18 protein-coding genes and 1 pseudogene are annotated in these 19022 nt (G+C 61.6%); 9 read left to right on the forward strand and 10 right to left on the reverse strand.

Annotated features, from left to right (window positions below; genetic code table 11):
* Position 1: 1 nt before the first annotated feature.
* The gene (locus EL2594_RS07730; RefSeq protein ID WP_011414487.1) at positions 2-646 is read left to right on the forward strand and encodes an MOSC domain-containing protein; all 645 of its coding nucleotides are present in this window, start codon (positions 2-4) and stop codon (positions 644-646) included.
* Positions 647-653: 7 nt separating this feature from the next.
* On the opposite strand, the gene EL2594_RS07735 is transcribed toward EL2594_RS07730, so the two are convergent.
* Positions 654-1898, reverse strand: coding sequence for an APC family permease (locus tag EL2594_RS07735; RefSeq protein WP_011414488.1), 1245 nt, complete (start codon positions 1896-1898; stop codon positions 654-656).
* Positions 1899-2117: 219 nt separating this feature from the next.
* Here EL2594_RS07735 and EL2594_RS07740 point away from each other — a divergent pair, with 219 nt between their 5' ends.
* The 4 genes from EL2594_RS07740 to EL2594_RS07755 all read left to right on the forward strand — a co-directional run bounded on the left by EL2594_RS07740 (position 2118) and on the right by EL2594_RS07755 (position 4932).
* Complete coding sequence (locus EL2594_RS07740) at positions 2118-2495, forward strand: glycine zipper 2TM domain-containing protein (RefSeq protein ID WP_011414489.1); 378 nt, start codon at positions 2118-2120, stop codon at positions 2493-2495.
* Between the two features lie 234 nt (positions 2496-2729).
* On the forward strand, positions 2730-3494 hold the full coding sequence (locus EL2594_RS07745; RefSeq protein WP_041685833.1) for an SDR family oxidoreductase: 765 nt from the start codon (positions 2730-2732) through the stop codon (positions 3492-3494).
* Positions 3491-4168 (forward strand): cytochrome b/b6 domain-containing protein, encoded by a 678-nt coding sequence (locus tag EL2594_RS07750; protein WP_011414491.1) that lies wholly within the window; start codon positions 3491-3493, stop codon positions 4166-4168. The genes EL2594_RS07745 and EL2594_RS07750 overlap by 4 nt, the downstream gene beginning before the upstream one ends.
* A complete protein-coding gene (locus EL2594_RS07755) occupies positions 4165-4932 on the forward strand; it encodes a molybdopterin-dependent oxidoreductase (protein ID WP_011414492.1) in 768 nt (255 codons plus the stop codon). Before EL2594_RS07750 ends, EL2594_RS07755 begins: the two co-directional genes overlap by 4 nt.
* Here EL2594_RS07755 and EL2594_RS07760 read toward each other — a convergent pair.
* Both EL2594_RS07760 and EL2594_RS07765 read right to left on the reverse strand, forming a co-directional pair.
* Complete coding sequence (locus EL2594_RS07760; protein WP_011414493.1) at positions 4929-5303, reverse strand: hypothetical protein; 375 nt, start codon at positions 5301-5303, stop codon at positions 4929-4931. The genes EL2594_RS07755 and EL2594_RS07760 overlap by 4 nt on opposite strands.
* Positions 5304-5744, reverse strand: a complete 441-nt coding sequence (locus tag EL2594_RS07765) for a DUF1801 domain-containing protein (protein ID WP_041685837.1) — start codon at positions 5742-5744, stop codon at positions 5304-5306.
* 60 nt (positions 5745-5804) lie between these two features.
* On the opposite strand from EL2594_RS07765, the gene EL2594_RS07770 reads away from it, so the two are divergent.
* The 3 genes from EL2594_RS07770 to EL2594_RS07780 all read left to right on the forward strand — a co-directional run bounded on the left by EL2594_RS07770 (position 5805) and on the right by EL2594_RS07780 (position 9887).
* Positions 5805-7064, forward strand: a complete 1260-nt coding sequence (locus tag EL2594_RS07770; RefSeq protein ID WP_011414495.1) for an SAM-dependent methyltransferase — start codon at positions 5805-5807, stop codon at positions 7062-7064.
* Positions 7065-7159: 95 nt separating this feature from the next.
* Positions 7160-8374: an argininosuccinate synthase gene (locus tag EL2594_RS07775; RefSeq protein ID WP_011414496.1), complete on the forward strand. Its 1215-nt coding sequence runs from the start codon at positions 7160-7162 to the stop codon at positions 8372-8374.
* Positions 8375-9350: 976 nt separating this feature from the next.
* Positions 9351-9887, forward strand: coding sequence for a septal ring lytic transglycosylase RlpA family protein (locus EL2594_RS07780; protein WP_011414497.1), 537 nt, complete (start codon positions 9351-9353; stop codon positions 9885-9887).
* 51 nt (positions 9888-9938) lie between these two features.
* On the opposite strand, the gene EL2594_RS15490 is transcribed toward EL2594_RS07780, so the two are convergent.
* The 4 genes from EL2594_RS15490 to EL2594_RS15835 all read right to left on the reverse strand — a co-directional run bounded on the left by EL2594_RS15490 (position 9939) and on the right by EL2594_RS15835 (position 12468).
* Positions 9939-10391 (reverse strand): CHRD domain-containing protein, encoded by a 453-nt coding sequence (locus EL2594_RS15490; RefSeq protein ID WP_011414498.1) that lies wholly within the window; start codon positions 10389-10391, stop codon positions 9939-9941.
* Positions 10392-10638: 247 nt separating this feature from the next.
* Entirely contained in the window at positions 10639-10836 is a 198-nt protein-coding gene (locus tag EL2594_RS15495) for a hypothetical protein (protein ID WP_196793185.1), read from the reverse strand.
* 84 nt (positions 10837-10920) lie between these two features.
* Positions 10921-12075 carry a hypothetical protein gene (locus EL2594_RS14905; protein ID WP_011414500.1) on the reverse strand — a complete coding sequence of 385 codons (1155 nt, stop codon included), beginning with the start codon at positions 12073-12075 and terminating at the stop codon, positions 10921-10923.
* 105 nt (positions 12076-12180) lie between these two features.
* Positions 12181-12468 (reverse strand): WYL domain-containing protein, encoded by a 288-nt coding sequence (locus tag EL2594_RS15835; RefSeq protein ID WP_011414501.1) that lies wholly within the window; start codon positions 12466-12468, stop codon positions 12181-12183.
* A gap of 99 nt (positions 12469-12567) precedes the next feature.
* On the opposite strand from EL2594_RS15835, the gene EL2594_RS07805 reads away from it, so the two are divergent.
* Positions 12568-13739 (forward strand): IS3-like element ISEli1 family transposase gene (locus tag EL2594_RS07805; RefSeq protein WP_155805911.1). Its coding sequence is split into 2 segments (ribosomal slippage): positions 12568-12820 and positions 12820-13739, totalling 1173 coding nucleotides; the frame shifts between segments, so codons are not numbered across the junction.
* Here EL2594_RS07805 and EL2594_RS07810 read toward each other — a convergent pair.
* From EL2594_RS07810 to uvrA, 3 genes and pseudogenes are all read right to left on the reverse strand, one after another.
* Positions 13711-15675 (reverse strand): ATP-dependent nuclease, encoded by a 1965-nt coding sequence (locus EL2594_RS07810; protein ID WP_011414502.1) that lies wholly within the window; start codon positions 15673-15675, stop codon positions 13711-13713. The two genes, EL2594_RS07805 and EL2594_RS07810, sit on opposite strands and share 29 nt — an antisense overlap.
* An 86-nt stretch (positions 15676-15761) precedes the next feature.
* Positions 15762-15962: pseudogene (locus EL2594_RS07815) on the reverse strand (hypothetical protein); the annotation flags it as partial.
* A gap of 29 nt (positions 15963-15991) precedes the next feature.
* Positions 15992-18919, reverse strand: a complete 2928-nt coding sequence (gene uvrA, locus EL2594_RS07820) for an excinuclease ABC subunit UvrA (protein ID WP_011414504.1) — start codon at positions 18917-18919, stop codon at positions 15992-15994.
* Between the last annotated feature and the right edge of the window lie 103 nt (positions 18920-19022).

Genomic DNA, 19022 nt, shown 5'->3' on the forward strand with positions numbered 1-19022 from the left:
GATGGAGATTGCCGTCACCGCCTTGTGTTCCGGTACCGGAGCGTCGCTGCGCAGCGGCAAGTCCAGCGGTATCCGCAAGCTGCCCTTGCAGGGCCCGGTCGCGATCGGCGAGCGTGGTATCGACAGCGACGAGCAGATCGATCGCAAGCATCACGGCTATCCCGCCATGGCGCTGCATCACTTCCCGCATGAGACCTATGCCTGGCTGCGCCATCATTTCGGCGCCCTGCCCCGGCTGGAGGGGCCGGGCAGCATGGGCGAGAACATCTCGACCGATGGAATAAGCGAGCATGATCTGTGCATCGGTGACCGCTTCCGGCTCGGCACGGCAGTGATCGAAGTGACCCAACCGCGCCAGCCGTGCGCGACGATCGAGCAGCATCTCGAAGCCAAGGGCATCGTCAAGGCGCTGGTGGCCGCGGCGCGATCGGGCTGGTTCTACCGCGTGCTGGAACCGGGCGACACCGAGGTCGGCGTTCGCCTGCAGCGGATCGAACGCGGGCATACGCGCTGGAGCATCGCCCGTGCGTTTCTGGCGACCTATTCCAGCGCCCGCGCCCCCGATGCGGAGCTGGAGGAACTGGCAGGACTGGGGCGGGTTTCCGACCGCCTGGTCCACGACATTGAAAAGCGCCTCCGCCGCTGAAGCGCCGTCAACCGCTCCCGATACCGGTGGTCCACAGCACGATCTGGCCGATCACCGTGAGGGTGCAGAACACGGTCCCCAGAATTGGCACTATCATCCACATATTCGGCACATCATCCGGCTGGTCCTGCCGCTTGAGCTTCCACAACGCCGCATTGACCGTGATGAATACCAGCAGGATCGCCAGGCTCGTACCGCTCGCCAGGGTCCCCAGCGGCACGAACAATGCCAGCACCAGAACCACCGCAAGCGTCACCAGCGTCGCGATTATCGGTGTGTTGGTGGTCTCGTTCGTCCGGCCCAGCCACTCGGGCGTCCCCGACCGCGCGTCGCGGCCCATATCCATCAGCAGCCGGCTGGCGGCGATGACCTGGGTGAGCGCGCCGTTGACGATCACGAACAGGCTGGCAATGGCGAGCGGCAGCGCAGGAAAGCCGCTGTCCCGGGTCGCCGCATAGACCAGCGGCGCGTCGGCACCGGCGATGCGGTCGATATCATCGCGACCACCCAATGCCGCAGACACGGCGAGGTAGAACAGGAAGACGATAATGAGCACGATCCACATGGCGCGCGGCAAGGTCTTTTTCACATCCTCTACCTCCTCCGCGGTCTGCGCGACATCGCCGAAACCGATGAAGGAATAGATGGCGAGGAAAGCGCCGGCGAATATCGCGCTTAGGGCCCCGGCGTTGCCGATCCCGCCCCCCTCCTCGCCGAGGCTGGCAGCAAAATCGCCGGGCCACGCCATCAGACTGTCACGGGTGAGCCACAGGATGACAAGCAGGGTCACGATGCCGACCCCGGTCGTCAGCGTCATGAACCAAGCGCTTTGCTTCATGCCGGCGATGGAAATCACGCCCAGCAGGACGACCAGCCCGCTCGTCGCCATCCAGCCCGGAACGTTTACGAAGCTGTCGAGATAGCTGACAAAGCCGGTCGTGATCGTCGCTCCGGAAACGATGTTGGCAACGATCAGCATCCAGCCAGCGGTCGTCGGCAATTTCCATGTCGTGCCGAATGCCTTCTCGACGTAATCGATCGCCCCTCCAGCCGTGGGAACGCGAGCCGCGATCTCGGCAAAGGATAATGCAGTGAAAACGGCGACCAGGCCGGCCGCGGCATAGGCAAGCGGTGCCAGGGGGCCTGCCTTGCCCATGACCTCCCCGATAACGACGAATATTCCGGCGCCGAGGATCGTACCGGTGCCATAGAATATCAGATTGGAAAGCCCCATCGAGCGCTTGAGCGACATCGCGTTTCCCCTGCCTGCGTTGCGAGATCAATGGATTCAGCACCGGACTCGTTCCGGGAAAACAAGCGCAAAGGGGCGTCGCCTTCGCCAACCGGTTGACCGGAACTGCTGCACATTTCGCCGAACGCTTCCGGCGATGGATCGGTCGTTCATCCGAGGTTGGGGACCCCATCGCGACGACCCGCGTTGATGACCCGATACTTTCGAAGGAGCAATCAGATGAAAAAGTTTGCCATCGCATTCGCCGCAGCCAGCGTGACGCTACCCATGGCAGTGCCGGCGCAGGCCGATCCGCCGCGCCACGCCAAGGCTTATGGCAAGCGCGCAAAGGATGCGCAAATCTACGACAGCCGCGGCTACTATCGCGAACCGCGCCGTATCACCCGCAGTTCGCAGGTCTGGCGCGGCGACGACGGTCGCTATTATTGCAAGCGCGATAACGGGACGACCGGACTGATCATCGGTGCCGGTGTCGGTGCGCTCGCGGGGCGCGAATTGGCCGGACGCGGCGACCGGACCCTAGGCACGATCCTCGGCGGTGTCGTTGGCGGTGTGCTGGGCCGCGAGATCGACAAAGGTTCGCTGCGCTGCCGCTAGGCCGAACCCAAAAACATATTCTATACAGGGCGCGTTCCGCAGCCGGAGCGCGCCCTTTTTGCTGCTCCCCCTTTCCTACGTGCCTTAAACGTGGTCCATTGCGGACATGCCTTGGCGTCGCACCCTTCCCGGCCATTTTAGCGCGTATTCGCCCGACCCGATCGCAAGCGGGGCGTTTTTCGCGCCTGGACAGTGGTCCATGCGGTCCATGTCTTCAGGCTCGGGGTCCGAAGCTTGAACCGGCCCGCGGTCCTGATCACGGGAGGCGCAAGGCGAATCGGGGCGGCAATGGCTCGGGCTTTCGGCGATGCGGGCTGGCATGTCGTGATCCACTATCGTGCCAGCAAAACCGAAGCCGAAGCGCTTGCCGCTTCGCTGCCTTTCGCCGAGACCGTCGAATGCGACCTCGCCGAACCGGAAGAGGCGGAGGCGCTGATCCTGGCGCTCTCCGATCGCCTGCCGGACTGGCGCGTTCTGATCAACAATGCTTCGGTTTTCGAATACGACACTGTAACCGGCATCGAGCGCGCGGCGTATAACCGTGCAATGCAGGTCAACGCTCACTCCCCCGCTTTGATGGCACAGGCATTCTTCCGCATTGCAAAGGCGGAGGGCGGGCGACGCGTGATCCAGGTCACCGACATGAAGCTGGAGAACACCAACCCGGACTTCTTCAGTTACACGATGAGCAAGCATGCCGTCGCAGGCGCAATCGCCATGATGGCAAAGGCGCATGCCGATCCGCGCGACCGTATCTACGGCCTCGCGCCGGGCGCCATCCTCGCCAGTCACGACCAGAGCGAGAAAGAGACCGAGCGCAGCCACCTTCTCAACCTGCTCGAGCGCAGAACCGGTGCAAGCGAACTGGCCGAAGCGGCGCTGTTTCTGAGCCAGGGTTGGCTCGCCAGCGGCGAGACGCTCTACATCGATAGCGGCCAGCACCTGCTCGACCAGCCGCGCGACGTAATCTACCTTGCCAGGGAGGGGTCTGCACGATGAGTAAACCGCCGAAGAAACACGCGATTTCGACACGGATCTGGCACTGGACCAACCTGGTCTGCGTCGTGATCCTGTTCATGAGCGGGCTCAACATCTCGAACGCGCACCCGCGGCTTTACTGGGGCGAATGGGGCTTCGCGCCCGAACACGCCTGGCTCGAACTGCCGCGGTTCCCGGGCTGGATCACCATACCCGATTACTACAGCCTCGCAGAGGCACGCGACTGGCATATTCTGGTGGCGTGGCCGTTTGCGGTGATCCTGCTGTTCATGTGGGTTGCGATGCTGGTGAACCGCCACTTCAAGCGCGATCTCACGACGACGCGCAGGGAGTGGAAACCGGCGGCGATCTGGGAGGACATCAAACAGCACGCCAAGCTCAAGTTCGATGCCGAGGGAGGAAAGAAGTACAACTTCCTGCAGAAGCTCTCCTACGGCATCGTGCTGGGGGTATTCCTGCCGATGATGGTCTTCACCGGCATGGCGATCAGCCCGGGCGCGGAGCCGTTCTTCGGCTGGTTCTCCGACCTCGTCGGCGGCCGCCAGAGCGCGCGCAGCCTGCATTTCATCTTCGCCTTCCTGATCGCCGGTTTCTTCGTGCTGCACGTGGCTCTGGTGGTCGTCCACAAGCCGCTCAAGCAGCTCAGGGGTATGATTACGGGAGTGGAACCATGAGCAAGTTCGTGATCAATGCCGATGTGAAGCGCCGCGGCGTTCTCGCCGGGATGCTGGGGCTGATGGCCGCAGGGTGCCAGCGGGTGGCCGAGTCCAATGCGGGCCAATCGCTCTTCGACATGGCTGAGAAATGGCATGAAGGCGCGCACCGGCTGCTTTCGAGCCGCACCGCGCTAGCGAAGGAGTATGACAGTGACGATGTCTCGCCCTTCTTCCGCGGCAATGGCACTACCAATCCCGGCAGCGATGCGTATCAAGCATCGCTCGCCAACAATTTCGCCGACTGGCGGCTGGAAGTACGCGGGCTGGTCGATACGCCCATGACGTTCACGCTCGACAATCTGCGTGCCCTGCCCCAGCGGACCCAGATCACGCGCCACGACTGCGTCGAAGGCTGGAGCGCGATCGGCGAATGGATGGGACCGCAGCTATCGACGCTGCTCGATGCAGCGGGCGTGCAGGACAAAGCGCGGTATATCGTCTTTCGCTGCGCCGATACGCTCTCCGGCGGCGATTATTACGAAAGCGTCGACATGGTCGATGCCTATCATCCGCAGACCATCGTCGCCCATCTGCTCAACGGCGAGCCGCTGGAGGTGCGCAACGGTGCGCCGCTGCGGATGCGGGTCGAGCGGCAACTGGGCTACAAGCATCCGAAGTACCTGACAGCGATCGAAGCGGTCGCCAGTCTCGACGATATCGGTGGCGGCGGTGGTGGCTATTGGGAGGACCGCGCGGGATACCAGTGGTACGCGGGAATCTAGCGCCGCATGGCGGCGACCGCCGAAAGGACAGCAGCTACGCCTGAGAACCACACCGGGTAGAAAGCAAAGGGATCGCCCAGAGCGGCATGCGCCTTGGCGAAATGCACCGCCGTGATCCAGCCGAAGCCAGCGGCCCCGAGCCATCCGATGATGCGCCCGGCAGGCTTCCCGGCCCCCGCAGACACGAGCAGTCCGGCCGCGAGGACGAACATGAGGCCCGTCAGCGAATGCCAGACGATCTCGATCATCGCTCCCTGGGCAGGATGGGCCAGCTGGCCTGCCATGCGCGGCAGGCCGTCCTGCCCTCGCAGCATCTGCACCGCAGCGGCGGCAAGCCCGGCAATACCGGCAATGAGAGGCCAGATACGCATTCAGTCCTCCGGGTAGATACGGTGCATCGCTTCCCAATCCGCCGCAATCAACTGCTCCAGGACATCCATGTCCACATCGGCAAGCTTATTGATGTAAAGGCAGCTCTTGCCGGTCTTGTATTTGCCCAGCTTGCCAAGAAGCTCCTCGCGGCGCTTGGCCGCGATCTCGTCGCAATAGCCGCCCATAAGGTAAAGCGAATGCTTGGCTTTCCTCGGACTGAAACCCGTCCGCATCCAATGCACCTCGCGCCCGCTGGCATAGGTCGTGCGGTAGGAGCCATAGCCGATGATGGACGGGCCCCACATCGCGGGCGCTTCGCCAGTAATCTTGTGGAACAGCGCGTGGAGCTCTCGCGCCTCTTCGCGCTTCCTTGCAGGTTCGACCTCCGCGATGAAATCCACCGGGTCGACATCGGTGATCTGCGTCTTTGCTTCCGCCATGAATGCGGCCATACCCCAAGTGCGTCACAAGCGAAATCATGCGATGAAGGGAGGCACTGCATGAGCGAGCGACTTCTCAAAAAGGTGCTGGGAAGCAAGATCACCCGCGGCACGCTCGAGGTGATCGGTCACAAGGGTGACAGCGAGACCTTCGGCACGCCAACGGAAGGATACCCCGATGTCACCGTGCGCTTCGCCGACCGCAAGACGGCACGCGACATTCTGCTCGATCCGCGACTTGGCGCAGGCGAATGCTTCATGGATGGTCGGCTGATAGTCGAGAAAGGCGGTGGGATCATGGAGATGATCCAGCTGATCCGTGCCAACACGCCATGGGAGTCAGGACAACGGCTGCAGGCGCCATCAGTCTTGAAACGGGTCAGGAATCGCCTGTCGTTCCTCGCCAGGTCTTTCAATCGACCCGCCAGCGCCAAACGCAACATCGCCCACCACTACGACATCGGCAATGATCTGTACGCGCTGTTCCTTGATAAAGAGCACTGGCAATACAGCTGCGCCTATTGGCCCGGCTATCCCGAAGACCGCTCGATGTCGCTCGACGAAGCGCAGGAGCGCAAGCTGGCGCACATTGCCGCCAAGCTGGACCTGAAGCCCGGTATGCGCGTGGTCGAGATCGGCTGCGGCTGGGGTGGCCTGGCGATCTATCTCGCGCGCAAGTTCGACGTCCATGTCACCGGGATCACCCTGTCCGAAGAGCAGGCGAAGCTTGCCGTCGAAAGGGCGGAAGCTGCCGGCGTTGCGGACAAGGTCGACATCAAGCTGATCGACTACCGCGCCTTCGCGGAAAGCGGAGGGAAGTTCGACCGCGTTGTCTCCATCGCCATGTTCGAGGCTGTCGGGCGCCCGCAGTTCGAGACCTATTTCCGCTGCTGCGGAAACCTGATGAAGCAGAATGGGGTATTCCTCGTCCACACTATCGGCCGCATGGGCGGGCCGGGGTCGACGGACGCTTTTACCAGCAAGTACATCTTCCCCGGCGGCTATATACCGGCGCTGAGCGAAACCCTCGCGGCGAGCGAGAAGTTCCGCCTGATTGCGAGCGATATCGAGACGCTGCGCTTGCACTACGCACCCACCCTGCGCGCTTGGTACGACCGCTGCATGGCCGACAAGGACGCCATCGTCGCCATGTATGACGAGCGCTTCTTCCGCATGTGGACCTTTTACCTCGCCGGTGCGACCGCGGCCTTCGAAAGTGGCGGCATGTGCAACTACCAGATCCAATACGTCCGCGACCGCCATGCATTGCCGATCACGCGCGACTACATGGCGGAAGGGGAAAGGCAACTGCTGGCCTGAACGTGCCGCCCGGTTGTGGCTTCCCAATCCAAACTTGATTGCCCCGCCCCGCCCCCGTGTGTAACCCGCGCGCCGAACGCAGGAGCGCAAACGAAATGCCAGATATCAAGCGTGTCGTCCTCGCCTATTCCGGCGGCCTCGATACTTCCGTCATTGCCAAATGGCTCGAAGTCGAGCGCGGGCTGGAAGTGGTCACCTTCACTGCCGATCTTGGACAGGGAGAAGAACTCGAGCCTGCCCGCGCGAAGGCTCAAGCGATGGGCATCCCGGATAAGCACATTTTCATTGAAGACCTGCGAGAAGAATTCGTTCGCGATTACGTCTTCCCGATGATGCGCGCCAATGCGCGGTATGAAGGCGACTATCTGCTCGGTACTTCGATCGCCCGCCCGCTTATCTCCAAGCGGCTGGTCGAGATTGCGCAAGAGACCGGGGCCGATGCCATCGCCCATGGCGCAACCGGTAAAGGTAATGACCAGGTCCGGTTCGAGCTCAGCGCCTATGCGCTCGACCCCGACATCAAAGTCATCGCTCCGTGGCGCGAATGGGACCTGACCAGTCGCACTGCGCTGATCGCCTGGGCCGAAAAGCACCAGATCCAGGTGCCGAAGGACAAGCGTGGCGAAAGCCCCTTTTCCACCGATGCCAATCTCCTGCACACTTCCTCCGAAGGCAAAGTGCTGGAAGATCCATGGGAAGAGACACCCGACTACGTCTATTCGCGGACGGTCAATCCCGAGGATGCGCCGGACGAGCCGGAATTTATCACCATCGACTTCGAGCGCGGCGATGGCATCGCCCTCAATGGCGAGGCGATGTCGCCCGCAAACCTGCTGACAGCGCTCAACGAGCTGGGCCGCAAGCATGGCATCGGGCGACTCGATCTGGTTGAGAACCGCTTTGTCGGCATGAAATCGCGCGGCATGTACGAAACGCCGGGCGGCGAGATCTATGCGCGCGCCCATCGCGGGATCGAGCAGATCACGCTCGACCGCGGCGCGGCGCATCTCAAGGATGAACTGATGCCCAAATATGCCGAGCTCATCTACAACGGCTTCTGGTTCAGCCCCGAACGCGAGATGCTGCAAGCCGCAATCGACCTGAGCCAGGACAAAGTCAGCGGGACCGTGCGGCTCAAGCTCTACAAGGGCAATGCCGACGTCGTCGGTCGCAAGTCGCCCAATTCGCTCTATTCGGAAGCGCATGTGACATTCGAGGATGACGCCGGTGCGTATGACCAGAGCGATGCAGAAGGATTTATCCGCTTGAATGCCTTGCGACTCAAGCTCCTCGGCAAGCGCGATCGGTGAGTCGTTACGTTAATCACCAGCCTTGCTGCGGCGTAACACATGCGCTTTAGCGCTTCAGAAGCGCGCAATATTTGCACTGAATCGACGATCCGTTGAGTTATCCACTGCCCTCCACAGCGGATTCGCTTGGAAGTGGAAAAGTCGAAGGCCGCTTGCTTGCGCAAAACCGATTCGAAGCGCAGTCTCAAATCATCGAAACGGGAAGAAGACTTCGAGTTTCTCATCCTAACGGACTGAAAGACTTGAGACTTTTGGAACAGATCGATGTGGGAGCGACTGTCCACGCGGCCTGCGAGAGTTGATTGAAGAAGGCTTCGGCCGGACGCAAGACTACTCGATGACCAGGCCACGTAAGTTCGCAACCACGACCGGAAAATCCGGTCGGGATCGAAGGGAAAGTTTGGCTTCGGCCGGACGGAACTGGAGAGATCGACCATCCAAGGATTGACCGGTCTCGGGGAAACCGAAGGAGTTCGATGTCTGCGGAATGAGGCTTCGGCCACAGGAAGCAGGAGTATTCTTCGGAAGAACCGGATGCCGGCGCGAGCGCCGGTGACAGAACGCGGGCCTTCGGGCACGCGGAAAGACACCGGGCGCCAAGCGCTCCCGAAAGGAAAGCATCTTCGGATGTGGACCGGACGGAAGACCACGCGCCGGTGAGAGTGGGGTCGGCAGCAATGCCGGCCCCATTTGCTTTGCGCGAGAGACATATTTGACATTTCGGGCGACCCTAACGCTGCCGTTGTCGACCGAAAACTCGGTCCTTGCATGATCGAATCGCAGTCGCGATGATTTTCGCCGGGTCAGAAAGGCGCAAGCGTTTCCCCTTCAGGGGCGATTTAGTAGCCTACTAGGTGTGTAGGACAGCGCAATTCATCCCGATTTCGCCTCGCCCCGGGGTGAAGCGAGCGATCCGAGCGCCCAAAAGTGGAACCCTGTCTGGTTTCTTAACTCGGAGACCTTTATTTCGCCACCCATGTTCGGACGGGGTTCCAAGACGATCTGGCGCGGCTTTTCGGCCGCCGCATTCGCCCTGACGCTGGCCCTGCCCGCGCAGGCGTCGACGCCCGCGGTGTTGTCCGACGGGATCTCGGACGCCGAGTTCGAACGCAGCTTCGAGCGTTTCGACGACCTTCCCGATTTGCCGGAAGCGACTGGCAACGTCGTCGATATCGCCGCGTTCGATCCGCCTGTCGAGGTCGAGGAGGAGCCTGCCGCTCGCTCCCTCGGCATGGGCGTCGCCTCCTATTATGGGCGCAAGTTTCACGGTCGCCGGACCGCCAATGGCGAGCGGTTCGACATGAACGGCATGACCGCCGCTCACAAGACCCTGCCGTTCGGGACGAAGGTCCGGGTCACCAATGCGAGCAACGGTCGCTCGGTTGTCGTCCGGATCAACGATCGCGGGCCTTTCGTCCGCGGGCGTACCATCGACCTGTCGCGCAAGGCCGCCGGTGATCTCGGCATCATCAGCCGCGGTCACGGCCGGGTCGAGATCGAGATCCTCGACTAAACCCCACGTGCTGCGGCCCTACCCGCGACCGGCAGGTGGCCTCCTTTCGCCCTACTCCTCCAGCTGCCCGCGGATCGCGCCGCCGGGGAACTCCGCCGTGTGCAGATTGACGTAGTAATTGCCCGGCTTCCCGCCGATCGCCTTGGCCAGCGACAGCTGCACTGTCTCGCAAGTCTGCTCGCGCTCGTCGGTCAGCGAGAGCGTCATCACCGGCTCGCCGCTTTCGCCCGGCTTGCCCTTGTGGATGTGCGCTGCGGTCATTTCGACTCCGCCGGCGCTGAAGGAATAGCACAGCTCGCCCGTCAGCAGGTCGATCTCGGCGCTGAAATCGGCGAAGCCCTCGTCCGAGCCGCCGCCGGGCACCTGCTCGCCGTCGAGCGAGGCGAAAACGAAGGCCTTGTTGGAAGGTTCGACCTCCTGCGCCGCCGCGCCCGACATGGCGGGAGCGGCAGCAAGGCCAAACGCCGCGCAGGCAGCGGCAGCGGTACGGAAACGCGCACTCATGGGACCAGTCCTCCGCGCATCCCGCCGGAGCCCCGCGGGACCGCCCAGCGTTCGGGACGGCGGGAAGCGCAGCAGAGACTGTATCGGGACCCGCCGAGTCGCGGAAACATCTTTTTGGACCCGCACACCATCCGGTGTGCGAAATCCTCGCTCATACGACCTGAAGGTCGCGTCGCTGCGGGCGGGCGGTCGCCCTTGCGGCGCAACGCGCCGTTCGCGCGACGCCGCTTGGCGTGTCCGGAGCGTGTCAGACCACCCCGTCGCGGCGGATAGCCTGCTTGGCCTGTTCGAACTTGGCCACAGTGTCATGCGCGCCCGGCCCCGGCTCCAGCGCGATCGCGGTCTGGCAATTGGCACAGGCGCACTTCTCGCCGCGCAGCAGGGCCGCGGTATCGACGGTGATTGCGGTATTGCACACCGGACACGGCAGCGTTCGACCTGGCATTGACTTTCCTCCGACCCGAATGCGCAGGCATTGCCACACTCTGTGCGCGCCGCATTGGACGAAAACGTCATTACTTACCGGCATTTAAGCATTGTCGGGAGCGCGGTCTTCACCATCCTCCCGCGAAGTCTCCTCGCGAGCCCCGTCGGCGGCCGTTTCCGGCATCGCCGTGTCCCCCATCATGCGCGCCTCGAGCTCTTCTTCGGTGGTGACGAGCCACCATTCGTCGAGGCCGCATTCGAAAGCGTCGATGCGAACCTCGTCTATGCCGGTCTCGTGCCGTCCCACGCCGTGGGGATAGCGCTCCACCCCCTCGGGCAGCGCGGCGAGCATGCGGTCGAGCCGGTGGCCGAACCACATGCAGTCGTCCTGGGTGAGCGCGGCAACCGGCCCGTTGCACGCGCCGCCGCAGGTTGCGCAGGGTGCGGGCGGCTCGACAGGTTCGCAGTGTTGCGCGTCCTCCCCTTCTCCTTCTCCCTCAGACATGGACCGCTTGGACCACTGTCCAGGGGCGAAAAAAGTATCGTCTCCCTGCGCGTCTCCAGAACCCCGTTCGTCCCCCTCACTCCGTTCATGCTGAGCCTGTCGGACTCGCAGAGGGGGCGCAGCCCCAACCAGGGTGGCTTGGTGAGATCTGGGTGCCTGCACTTCGGAAGCGCAGCTGTCGCCCAGCGACACCGGCTCAGTGCGAACGGATGTGGGTGCCGGGTCGCCTTCACTCTCAAGCGACACGTCGATCACCCCCTCCACCGGCACCGCCTCCAGCGCCGCGGCGCGCATGCGGCCGAGCATATCGTCGAACCCCTCCGCGAGGCGCTCGATCCGCTCATCGGTGCGCATCCGGTCGAGCCGCCCGAGATGGGCCAGCAGCAGGCGGTCGGAGTGGCGGGTGCGGTAGCCGACCATTTCGCCGTGATACCAAACCTCCTCGCGCCGTCCGTTGAGCGCGCAGTCGGCCAGCTCCGCCTCGGCCCGCCCGCGCGCGATGACGAGCGCCGCATCCCACGCCCGCCCGAAGGCAGCGGAATTGCGCCGCGCGCGATAGCAGGTCTGGTGCGAGACCCGCGCCCGCCGCGCCGCCTGGCGCACCGAGCCGGTGGTCGCCAGCGCCTCGAGAAAGGCAATCTGCCTGTCAGGGACGAATTGAGTCTGCGGCGCGCACGGATCCTCGGCGTGGAGGTCGTTCCAGAGGATGACGGGGTGGGTGGTGTCGGGGTCGCAATCGGGACGGGGGTCCATGGTTCACCTGTGGGGTTGAGGGTCAGGGAACCGGGCTAGGTATACAGATTGGGGGGTGTAGGACAGCTTTCTCGAACGGAGAGTTTCGACTGCGAAATTTTTCAGTCACAAAGCGGCGACTATCTTCACCATTGTGGAGTCTTGAGGATTGTATCCCGGCCTCGGACCTACGAATTCCTCGGACGTAAGCTCAAGGCCACTGATTTGCTCAAGAAGGAAGCTTCTAAAGGATTGGCCTGATCCGCCACTAATCTGAAAGGCACTTAGAGCTAGATTGCCCTTAGTGTTCACTCCGACAAGATGCGGTTCCACGATCCGTAACGCTTCCTTGTACGTGAAGCTGACTATCCTTCGGTGCTCGATCGCCTCGCTGAGTATATCGACATCAGTCATTGAAAATTGCCTCAATTATTTGATCAAGGGTCTTGACGTGACCCCCTGATTTTCCTCCAAGTTGGATTAGAGTCCGGCCCTGACAGAAGGACGGACGAGATGAAGAGAACGAGGTTTTCAGAAGAGCAGATCATCGGCGTGCTCAAGGAGGCGGAGGCGGGAGCGAAGACCGCCGACCTGGCCCGGCGACACGGGGTTTCGGAAGCGACGATCTACAACTGGAAGTCGAAGTATGGTGGGCTGGAGGTGTCTGATGCCCGGCGGCTCAAGGAGCTCGAGAGCGAGAACGCCAAGCTCAAGCGCCTGCTGGCCGACACGATGCTGGACAAAGCGGCGTTGAAGGATCTTCTGGCAAAAAAGTTCTGACGCCCGCCGCGCAGCGGGAAGCTGTCGCTCATCTTCAGGCATGCCACGGGATGAGCGAGCGGCGGGCGTGCCGTGTCATCGATGCCGATCGCAAGAGCGTGCGTTACCGTTCCACCCGGGGCGATGACGCCGATCTGCGTGAGAAGCTGCGCGAGCTGGCCAACCAGCGACGGCGGTTCGGCTATCGCCGTCTGCACATCCTGCTGCGCCGGGAGGGGATCATGATCAACCGGAAGAAGACCCAGAGGCTCTACAAGGAGGAAGGCTTGGCGGTGAGGCGTCGACGCAGTCGCAGGCGCGCAGTCGGCACGAGGGCACCTGCTCCGGTGCTCGCCTTACCGAACCAGCGCTGGAGCCTGGACTTCGTGCACGACCAGATGGCGTCGGGCAGGAGGTTCCGGGTGCTCAACGTGGTCGATGACGTGACAAGGGAGTGTCTGGCAGCGGTGCCGGACACGTCGATCTCTGGTCGCCGTGTCGTTCGAGAGCTGACCGAGCTGATCGCCCAGCGTGGCAAGCCCGGCATGATCGTCAGCGACAACGGAACCGAGCTCACCAGCAACGCCGTGCTGGCATGGTGCGGCGAGATCGGCGTCGAGTGGCATTATATCGCGCCCGGAAGGCCGATGCAGAATGGCTATGTCGAGAGCTTCAACGGTCGCATGCGGGACGAACTGCTCAACGAGACGCTGTTCATGAGCATGGCCCATGCCCGTGTCGAGATCGCCGCCTGGGTGGATGATTACAACCGGGAGCGACCGCACTCATCGCTTGGCTACGCAACACCGGCGGCGTTCGCCGCCGAACTGGATAAGCAATGGCCTGCTTCGCTACGCCCTACGGGCTCCACTACGCAGCCCATTGCTTCAATCGCGCTTATGCGCAAAACAACCGCCCGGCTCTAATCCCAGCTGGGGGAAAGCTGGGGGTCACGTCAGTCTCGCTGCGATGCCCCGCCAGATTGCAGGTCATAAGGACTTGAGTCATCGCGGCTGGCACCTTTCTGACTTGCCTACTCTCCAGACCGTAATCGTATCCGGCCTTGCCTACTGCTTCATCAAATAGATTTGCCCCTATTTCAGCCTTGAGATGCCGCCCCAACTCAGTTTCGAAGCTCGCGAATTGTGGACAAACATACGTACGAACTTCTTCTGGATTAGATTCGCCCATCAGTTTTTGAATTTGGACATTTACATGCGCTTTCTTCTCATGATCCTTTGTTTTGTGACCATCAGAATCGAAAAGCACAAAAATTGGGATGCCTAAGCTACGAAAAATAATGAGAGGCTTGTCCAGGTTCGTCTTCCCCCCCACTTCGATCAGAGCAATTCCAGAAGCTTCGAATGACTTGTCGCTCATTCTCGCCGCTGCTCTAAGTGCTGCGACATCGCTCGTCCCTTCGACCAGCACTACCTTACTTGCGAAGAAGCCTTCTGCTACCAACGGTGTTAAAGTATGAAGCCGCACCTTTAGGGCTTCAGGATTGAGGTGCTTTTCCGGGTCTTCCGATACACCCGCGAGCTGGTCCACAACATGCTGGTATGAAACCTGACTGACGGTTGACGTGGATTTCTCATCCTCATCGAGCGAACGATGGATTACACGGATTTCTTCGAAACGGTCTGTTGCCAGAAAGTGCGGAGAATGTGAGCAGAGGATTAGCTGAACAGACTGTGCGCCTTTATGAGCATCCAAATCACTCAAATTACGGAGCACCTCAGCGAAATGCCTTTGCTTCGTCGGATGTTGATATAGCTCCGGTTCTTCAATCGCCAGAATGATCGAGTGGGAAGTTGGACCGTCTTCGCTTTCTTCTTCGCCGCTATCTTGTTCAGTATCATGAAGAGCAAGAGCTAAGTGCTGAAGGATAGTGAAAATAAAGGCGCGCTGAAGGCCGTGCCCTTTGCCCTCAACTGGTCCCTTGTAGCCTTGCTCGGTAAGAAGGGTCTCAGCGGAAGGCAAAGGAAGGGGAAGCGGCTCCACTTCTTTCCAATTCAGTTCGACCTCACTTTCTCCGTAGAAGTTCGTAAGAGTTGAAGTCAGAAGCCCCGAAAGCTCATCTAGTTCACCAATATTTTCCGGCGAAACCAAATCCTTGTATCGCTCATCCATCTCGGTTTGAAATTCTTTTATTTCCTTTTTTGCTTGAAGAATGGTGCGAACATACAGTTCGAGTAATTGGCCAATAACTGCCTTCTTGCTGTCGACTGCATCTATGGACGCGTCTCTGACCGCTGGGATGAATACAAAAGAAACGAAACGTTGGAGTCCACCCCGCGCGACGTTGGCAAAACCCTCAAATTGACCATCATCCATCGCCAAAACGCAATTGTCGGAATTATTCTCTTCCCACTCTGACATCGCAGTTAAGGCATCAGCGATGCGTGTACACTTTGTGAGACCAGGAAAATCTCCAGTCTCTGTAAGCGCATTGTAGGCGCTTTTTTGATCATTTGCCGTTGGTAAATTCCGAACCTCGTCGAATGCTTGGTGCCTGTAGGCAAACCCAAAGTATCTTCCATTCTCTCGACCTAGCGACGAACTGCGAAAAACGCGGACTATCCTCAGCGTTCCTCCGTGCACGCGCGCCGCATAGCGCTCCAATTCATCGGCCTGTAGTTCAGTGAATGACAATCCGATTTCGATGGGGTCGCTTACATTTCCATCGTGAAAATCCTCCAATGTGACCGCTGAGCTCTTCGAAAAGAACTTATCGATAGCCTTTAGAACGCAGGACTTTCCAACGCCGTTTGATCCGATCAGCGTCGTAACATCGTCGATGTTTATCTCCAATTCGGAGATTGCTCGAAAATTCTTTATGTAGACCGTCTCAAGTCGCATGGCGCAAACGTACTTGAGAATGGCGAACGCATGTAGTCCGCACTCGAATTAATCGACAGCATTCATCATACTACATCTTTAAGCACCTATTCCGCCGCCTCCGCCTGCCGCTCCAGCATCGGTTTCAAATACTGCCCCGTATAACTCCCCTTCACCGTCGCAACCTCTTCGGGGGCACCCTGCGCGACAACCTCGCCACCCCGCACACCGCCATCCGGCCCAAGATCAAGGATATGATCCGCAGTCTTGATCACATCCAGATTGTGCTCGATCACCACCACCCCGGATCAAGTCCGGGGCAGGCCTTCTGTCATCGTCATGCGGCAGTTTTCTTCCGGCGTGTCAGTAGCGGGGCTAGGTACTGGCCGGTGAAACTGCGCTTCTCCTTGGCGACATCCTCAGGTGTACCGGCAGCGACGACTTCCCCGCCCCTGACTCCGCCTTCGGGGCCAAGGTCGAGCAGGTAATCAGCCGTTTTGATGACGTCCAAGTTGTGTTCGATGACGATAACAGAATTCCCCTGGTCCACCAGCCGGTGCAGCACTTCAAGCAGTTTGCGCACGTCTTCGAAGTGCAGGCCGGTAGTCGGTTCGTCGAGGATATAGAGCGTCTGCCCGGTGCTGCGCTTGCTCAGCTCCTTCGCGAGTTTCACGCGCTGCGCCTCGCCGCCTGACAGGGTGGTCGCCTGCTGGCCGACCTTGACGTAGCCCAGCCCAACCTCGTTCAGCATATGCATCTTGTCGCGGATCGGGGGGACGGCCTTGAAGAAGGTCTCCGCATCCTCGATCGTCATGTCGAGCACGTCGGCGATGGAGTGGCCCTTGAACTTCACCTCCAGCGTTTCGCGGTTGTAGCGCTTGCCGCCGCATTCCTCGCAGGTGACGTAGACATCGGGCAGGAAGTGCATTTCGATCTTGATCAGTCCGTCGCCGGTGCAGGCCTCGCAGCGGCCACCCTTGACGTTGAAGCTGAAGCGGCCGGGCTTGTAGCCGCGCGCCTGCGCCTCCGGCAGGCCGGCGAACCAGTCGCGGATATTGGTGAAGGCGCCGGTGTAGGTGGCGGGGTTGCTACGGGGCGTGCGGCCGATGGGCGACTGGTCGATCTCGATCACCTTGTCGCAATATTCGAGGCCGGTGACCTTGTCGTGCGCGCCCGCGATCACCCGTGCGCCGTTCAGCGTGCGCGCGGCGGCGGCGTAGAGCGTGTCGATGGTGAAGCTGGACTTGCCGCTGCCCGAAACGCCGGTGATGCAGGTGAAGGTGCCTAGGGGCAAGGAGGCGGTGACGCCCTTGAGGTTGTTCGCCCGCGCGCCGTGCACCGTGAGCTGGTGGCCGTTTCCTGTGCGGCGCGTGGCGGGGACGGCGATTTCGCGGCGGCCGGTGAGGTAGTCGGCGGTCATGCTGCGCTTGGCCTTCATGACCTGCTTGAGCGTGCCCTGCGCCACCACTTCGCCCCCGCGCACCCCCGCGCCGGGGCCGAGATCGACCACGTGGTCGGCCTGGCGGATCGCGTCTTCATCGTGCTCGACCACGATCACCGTATTGCCGAGGTCGCGCAGCCGCTTGAGCGTTTCGAGCAGGCGGTCGTTGTCGCGCTGGTGCAGGCCGATGCTGGGCTCGTCGAGGACGTAGAGCACGCCGGAGAGGCCGGAGCCGATCTGCGACGCGAGGCGGATGCGCTGGCTCTCCCCGCCGCTGAGCGTGCCGCTGGTGCGGTCGAGGTTGAGGTAATCGAGCCCGACATTGTCGAGGAAGCCCAGCCGCTCGTTGATCTCCTTCAGGATGGCGCGGGCGATCTGGCTCTGTTGTTCGTTGAGATGGCTGTCGAGCGCGAGGAACCAGTCCTTCGCGTCCGAGACACTCATCTTGACCGGCGCGGCGATGTCGGTGGGGCCGTCAGCACCGGGGATCTTCACCGCCAGCGCCTTCTCGTTGAGACGCTTGCCGCCGCAGGTCTCGCACGGCTGCGCGGTCTGGAACTTGCTCAGCTCCTCCTGCATCCACGCGCTCTCGGTCTGGCGCAGGCGGCGGTTGAGATTGCCGATCACGCCCTCGAACGGTTTGGTGACGGTATACTGCTTGCGCCCGTCCTTGAAGGTGAGCGCGACGGGCATGCCATTGGTGCCGTGCAGGATGATGTCGCGCTGGTCCTGCGCGAGCGCGTTCCACGGCGTGGTGAGGTCGAACTCGTAGGCCTTGGCGAGGCTGCTCAGCACCTGCATGTAGTAGGGGCTCGGCGGGTTGGACTTGGCCCACGGCACCACCGCGCCCTGCTTCAGAGTTAGCGCTTCGTTGGGCACCACCAGTTGCGGGTCGAACAGCTGCTTCTCGCCGATCCCGTCGCAGGTCGGGCATGCGCCTTGCGGGGCGTTGAAGGAAAACAGCCGCGGCTCGATCTCCTCGATGGTGAAGCCGCTGACCGGGCAGGCGAATTTCTCGGAGAAGACGATACGGTTGGCGGGGATCCCCGCGCCCTTCATCGCGCCGCCTTCATCTGCCTCATCCTCGCGCCCCGGCACCACGCCGTCCGCCAGATCGACATAGGCCAGCCCCTCGGCCAGCTTGAGCGCGGTCTCGAAACTGTCGGCGAGGCGCGTTTCAAGCCCCGCCTTCACCGCCAGGCGATCGACCACCACTTCGATGTCGTGCTTGAATTTCTTGTCGAGCGCGGGCGCTTCTTCGATCGGGTACATCTCGCCGTCGATCCGCACGCGGGTGAAGCCGGCCTTCTGCCACTCGGCCAGTTCCTTGCGGTATTCGCCCTTCCGCCCGCGCACCACCGGCGCCAGCAAATACAGCCGCGTGCCCTCCGGCAATTCCATCACCCGGTCGACCATGTTTGAAACGGTCTGCGCCTCGATCGGCTTTCCGGTAGCGGGCGAGTACGGCACGCCGACGCGCGCCCACAGCAGCCGCATGTAGTCGTAGATCTCCGTCACCGTCGCGACGGTCGAGCGCGGGTTGCGGCTGGTCGTCTTCTGCTCGATCGAGATCGCGGGAGAGAGCCCGTCGATATGCTCGACATCGGGCTTCTGCATCATCTCGAGGAACTGGCGCGCATAGGCGCTGAGGCTCTCGACATAGCGCCGCTGCCCCTCGGCATAGATCGTGTCGAACGCCAGGCTCGACTTGCCCGAGCCCGACAGGCCCGTAATCACGATCAGGCTATCGCGCGGCAGGTCGATATCGACCCCCTTGAGGTTATGCTCCCGCGCGCCGCGGACGGAGATTTTGGTGAGTGCCATGTATGGCGTGTTCCCGTTGTGTTCGGATATGTCAAGGACCCGCAGCGACTTGCCCGCTCCGGTGTAGTGCCAATCGAGCGAACGGGCTGGAGGGATGTTCCGA

The sequence above is a fragment of the Erythrobacter litoralis HTCC2594 genome (genome assembly GCF_000013005.1).
GTDB lineage: Bacteria > Pseudomonadota > Alphaproteobacteria > Sphingomonadales > Sphingomonadaceae > Parerythrobacter > Parerythrobacter litoralis_A.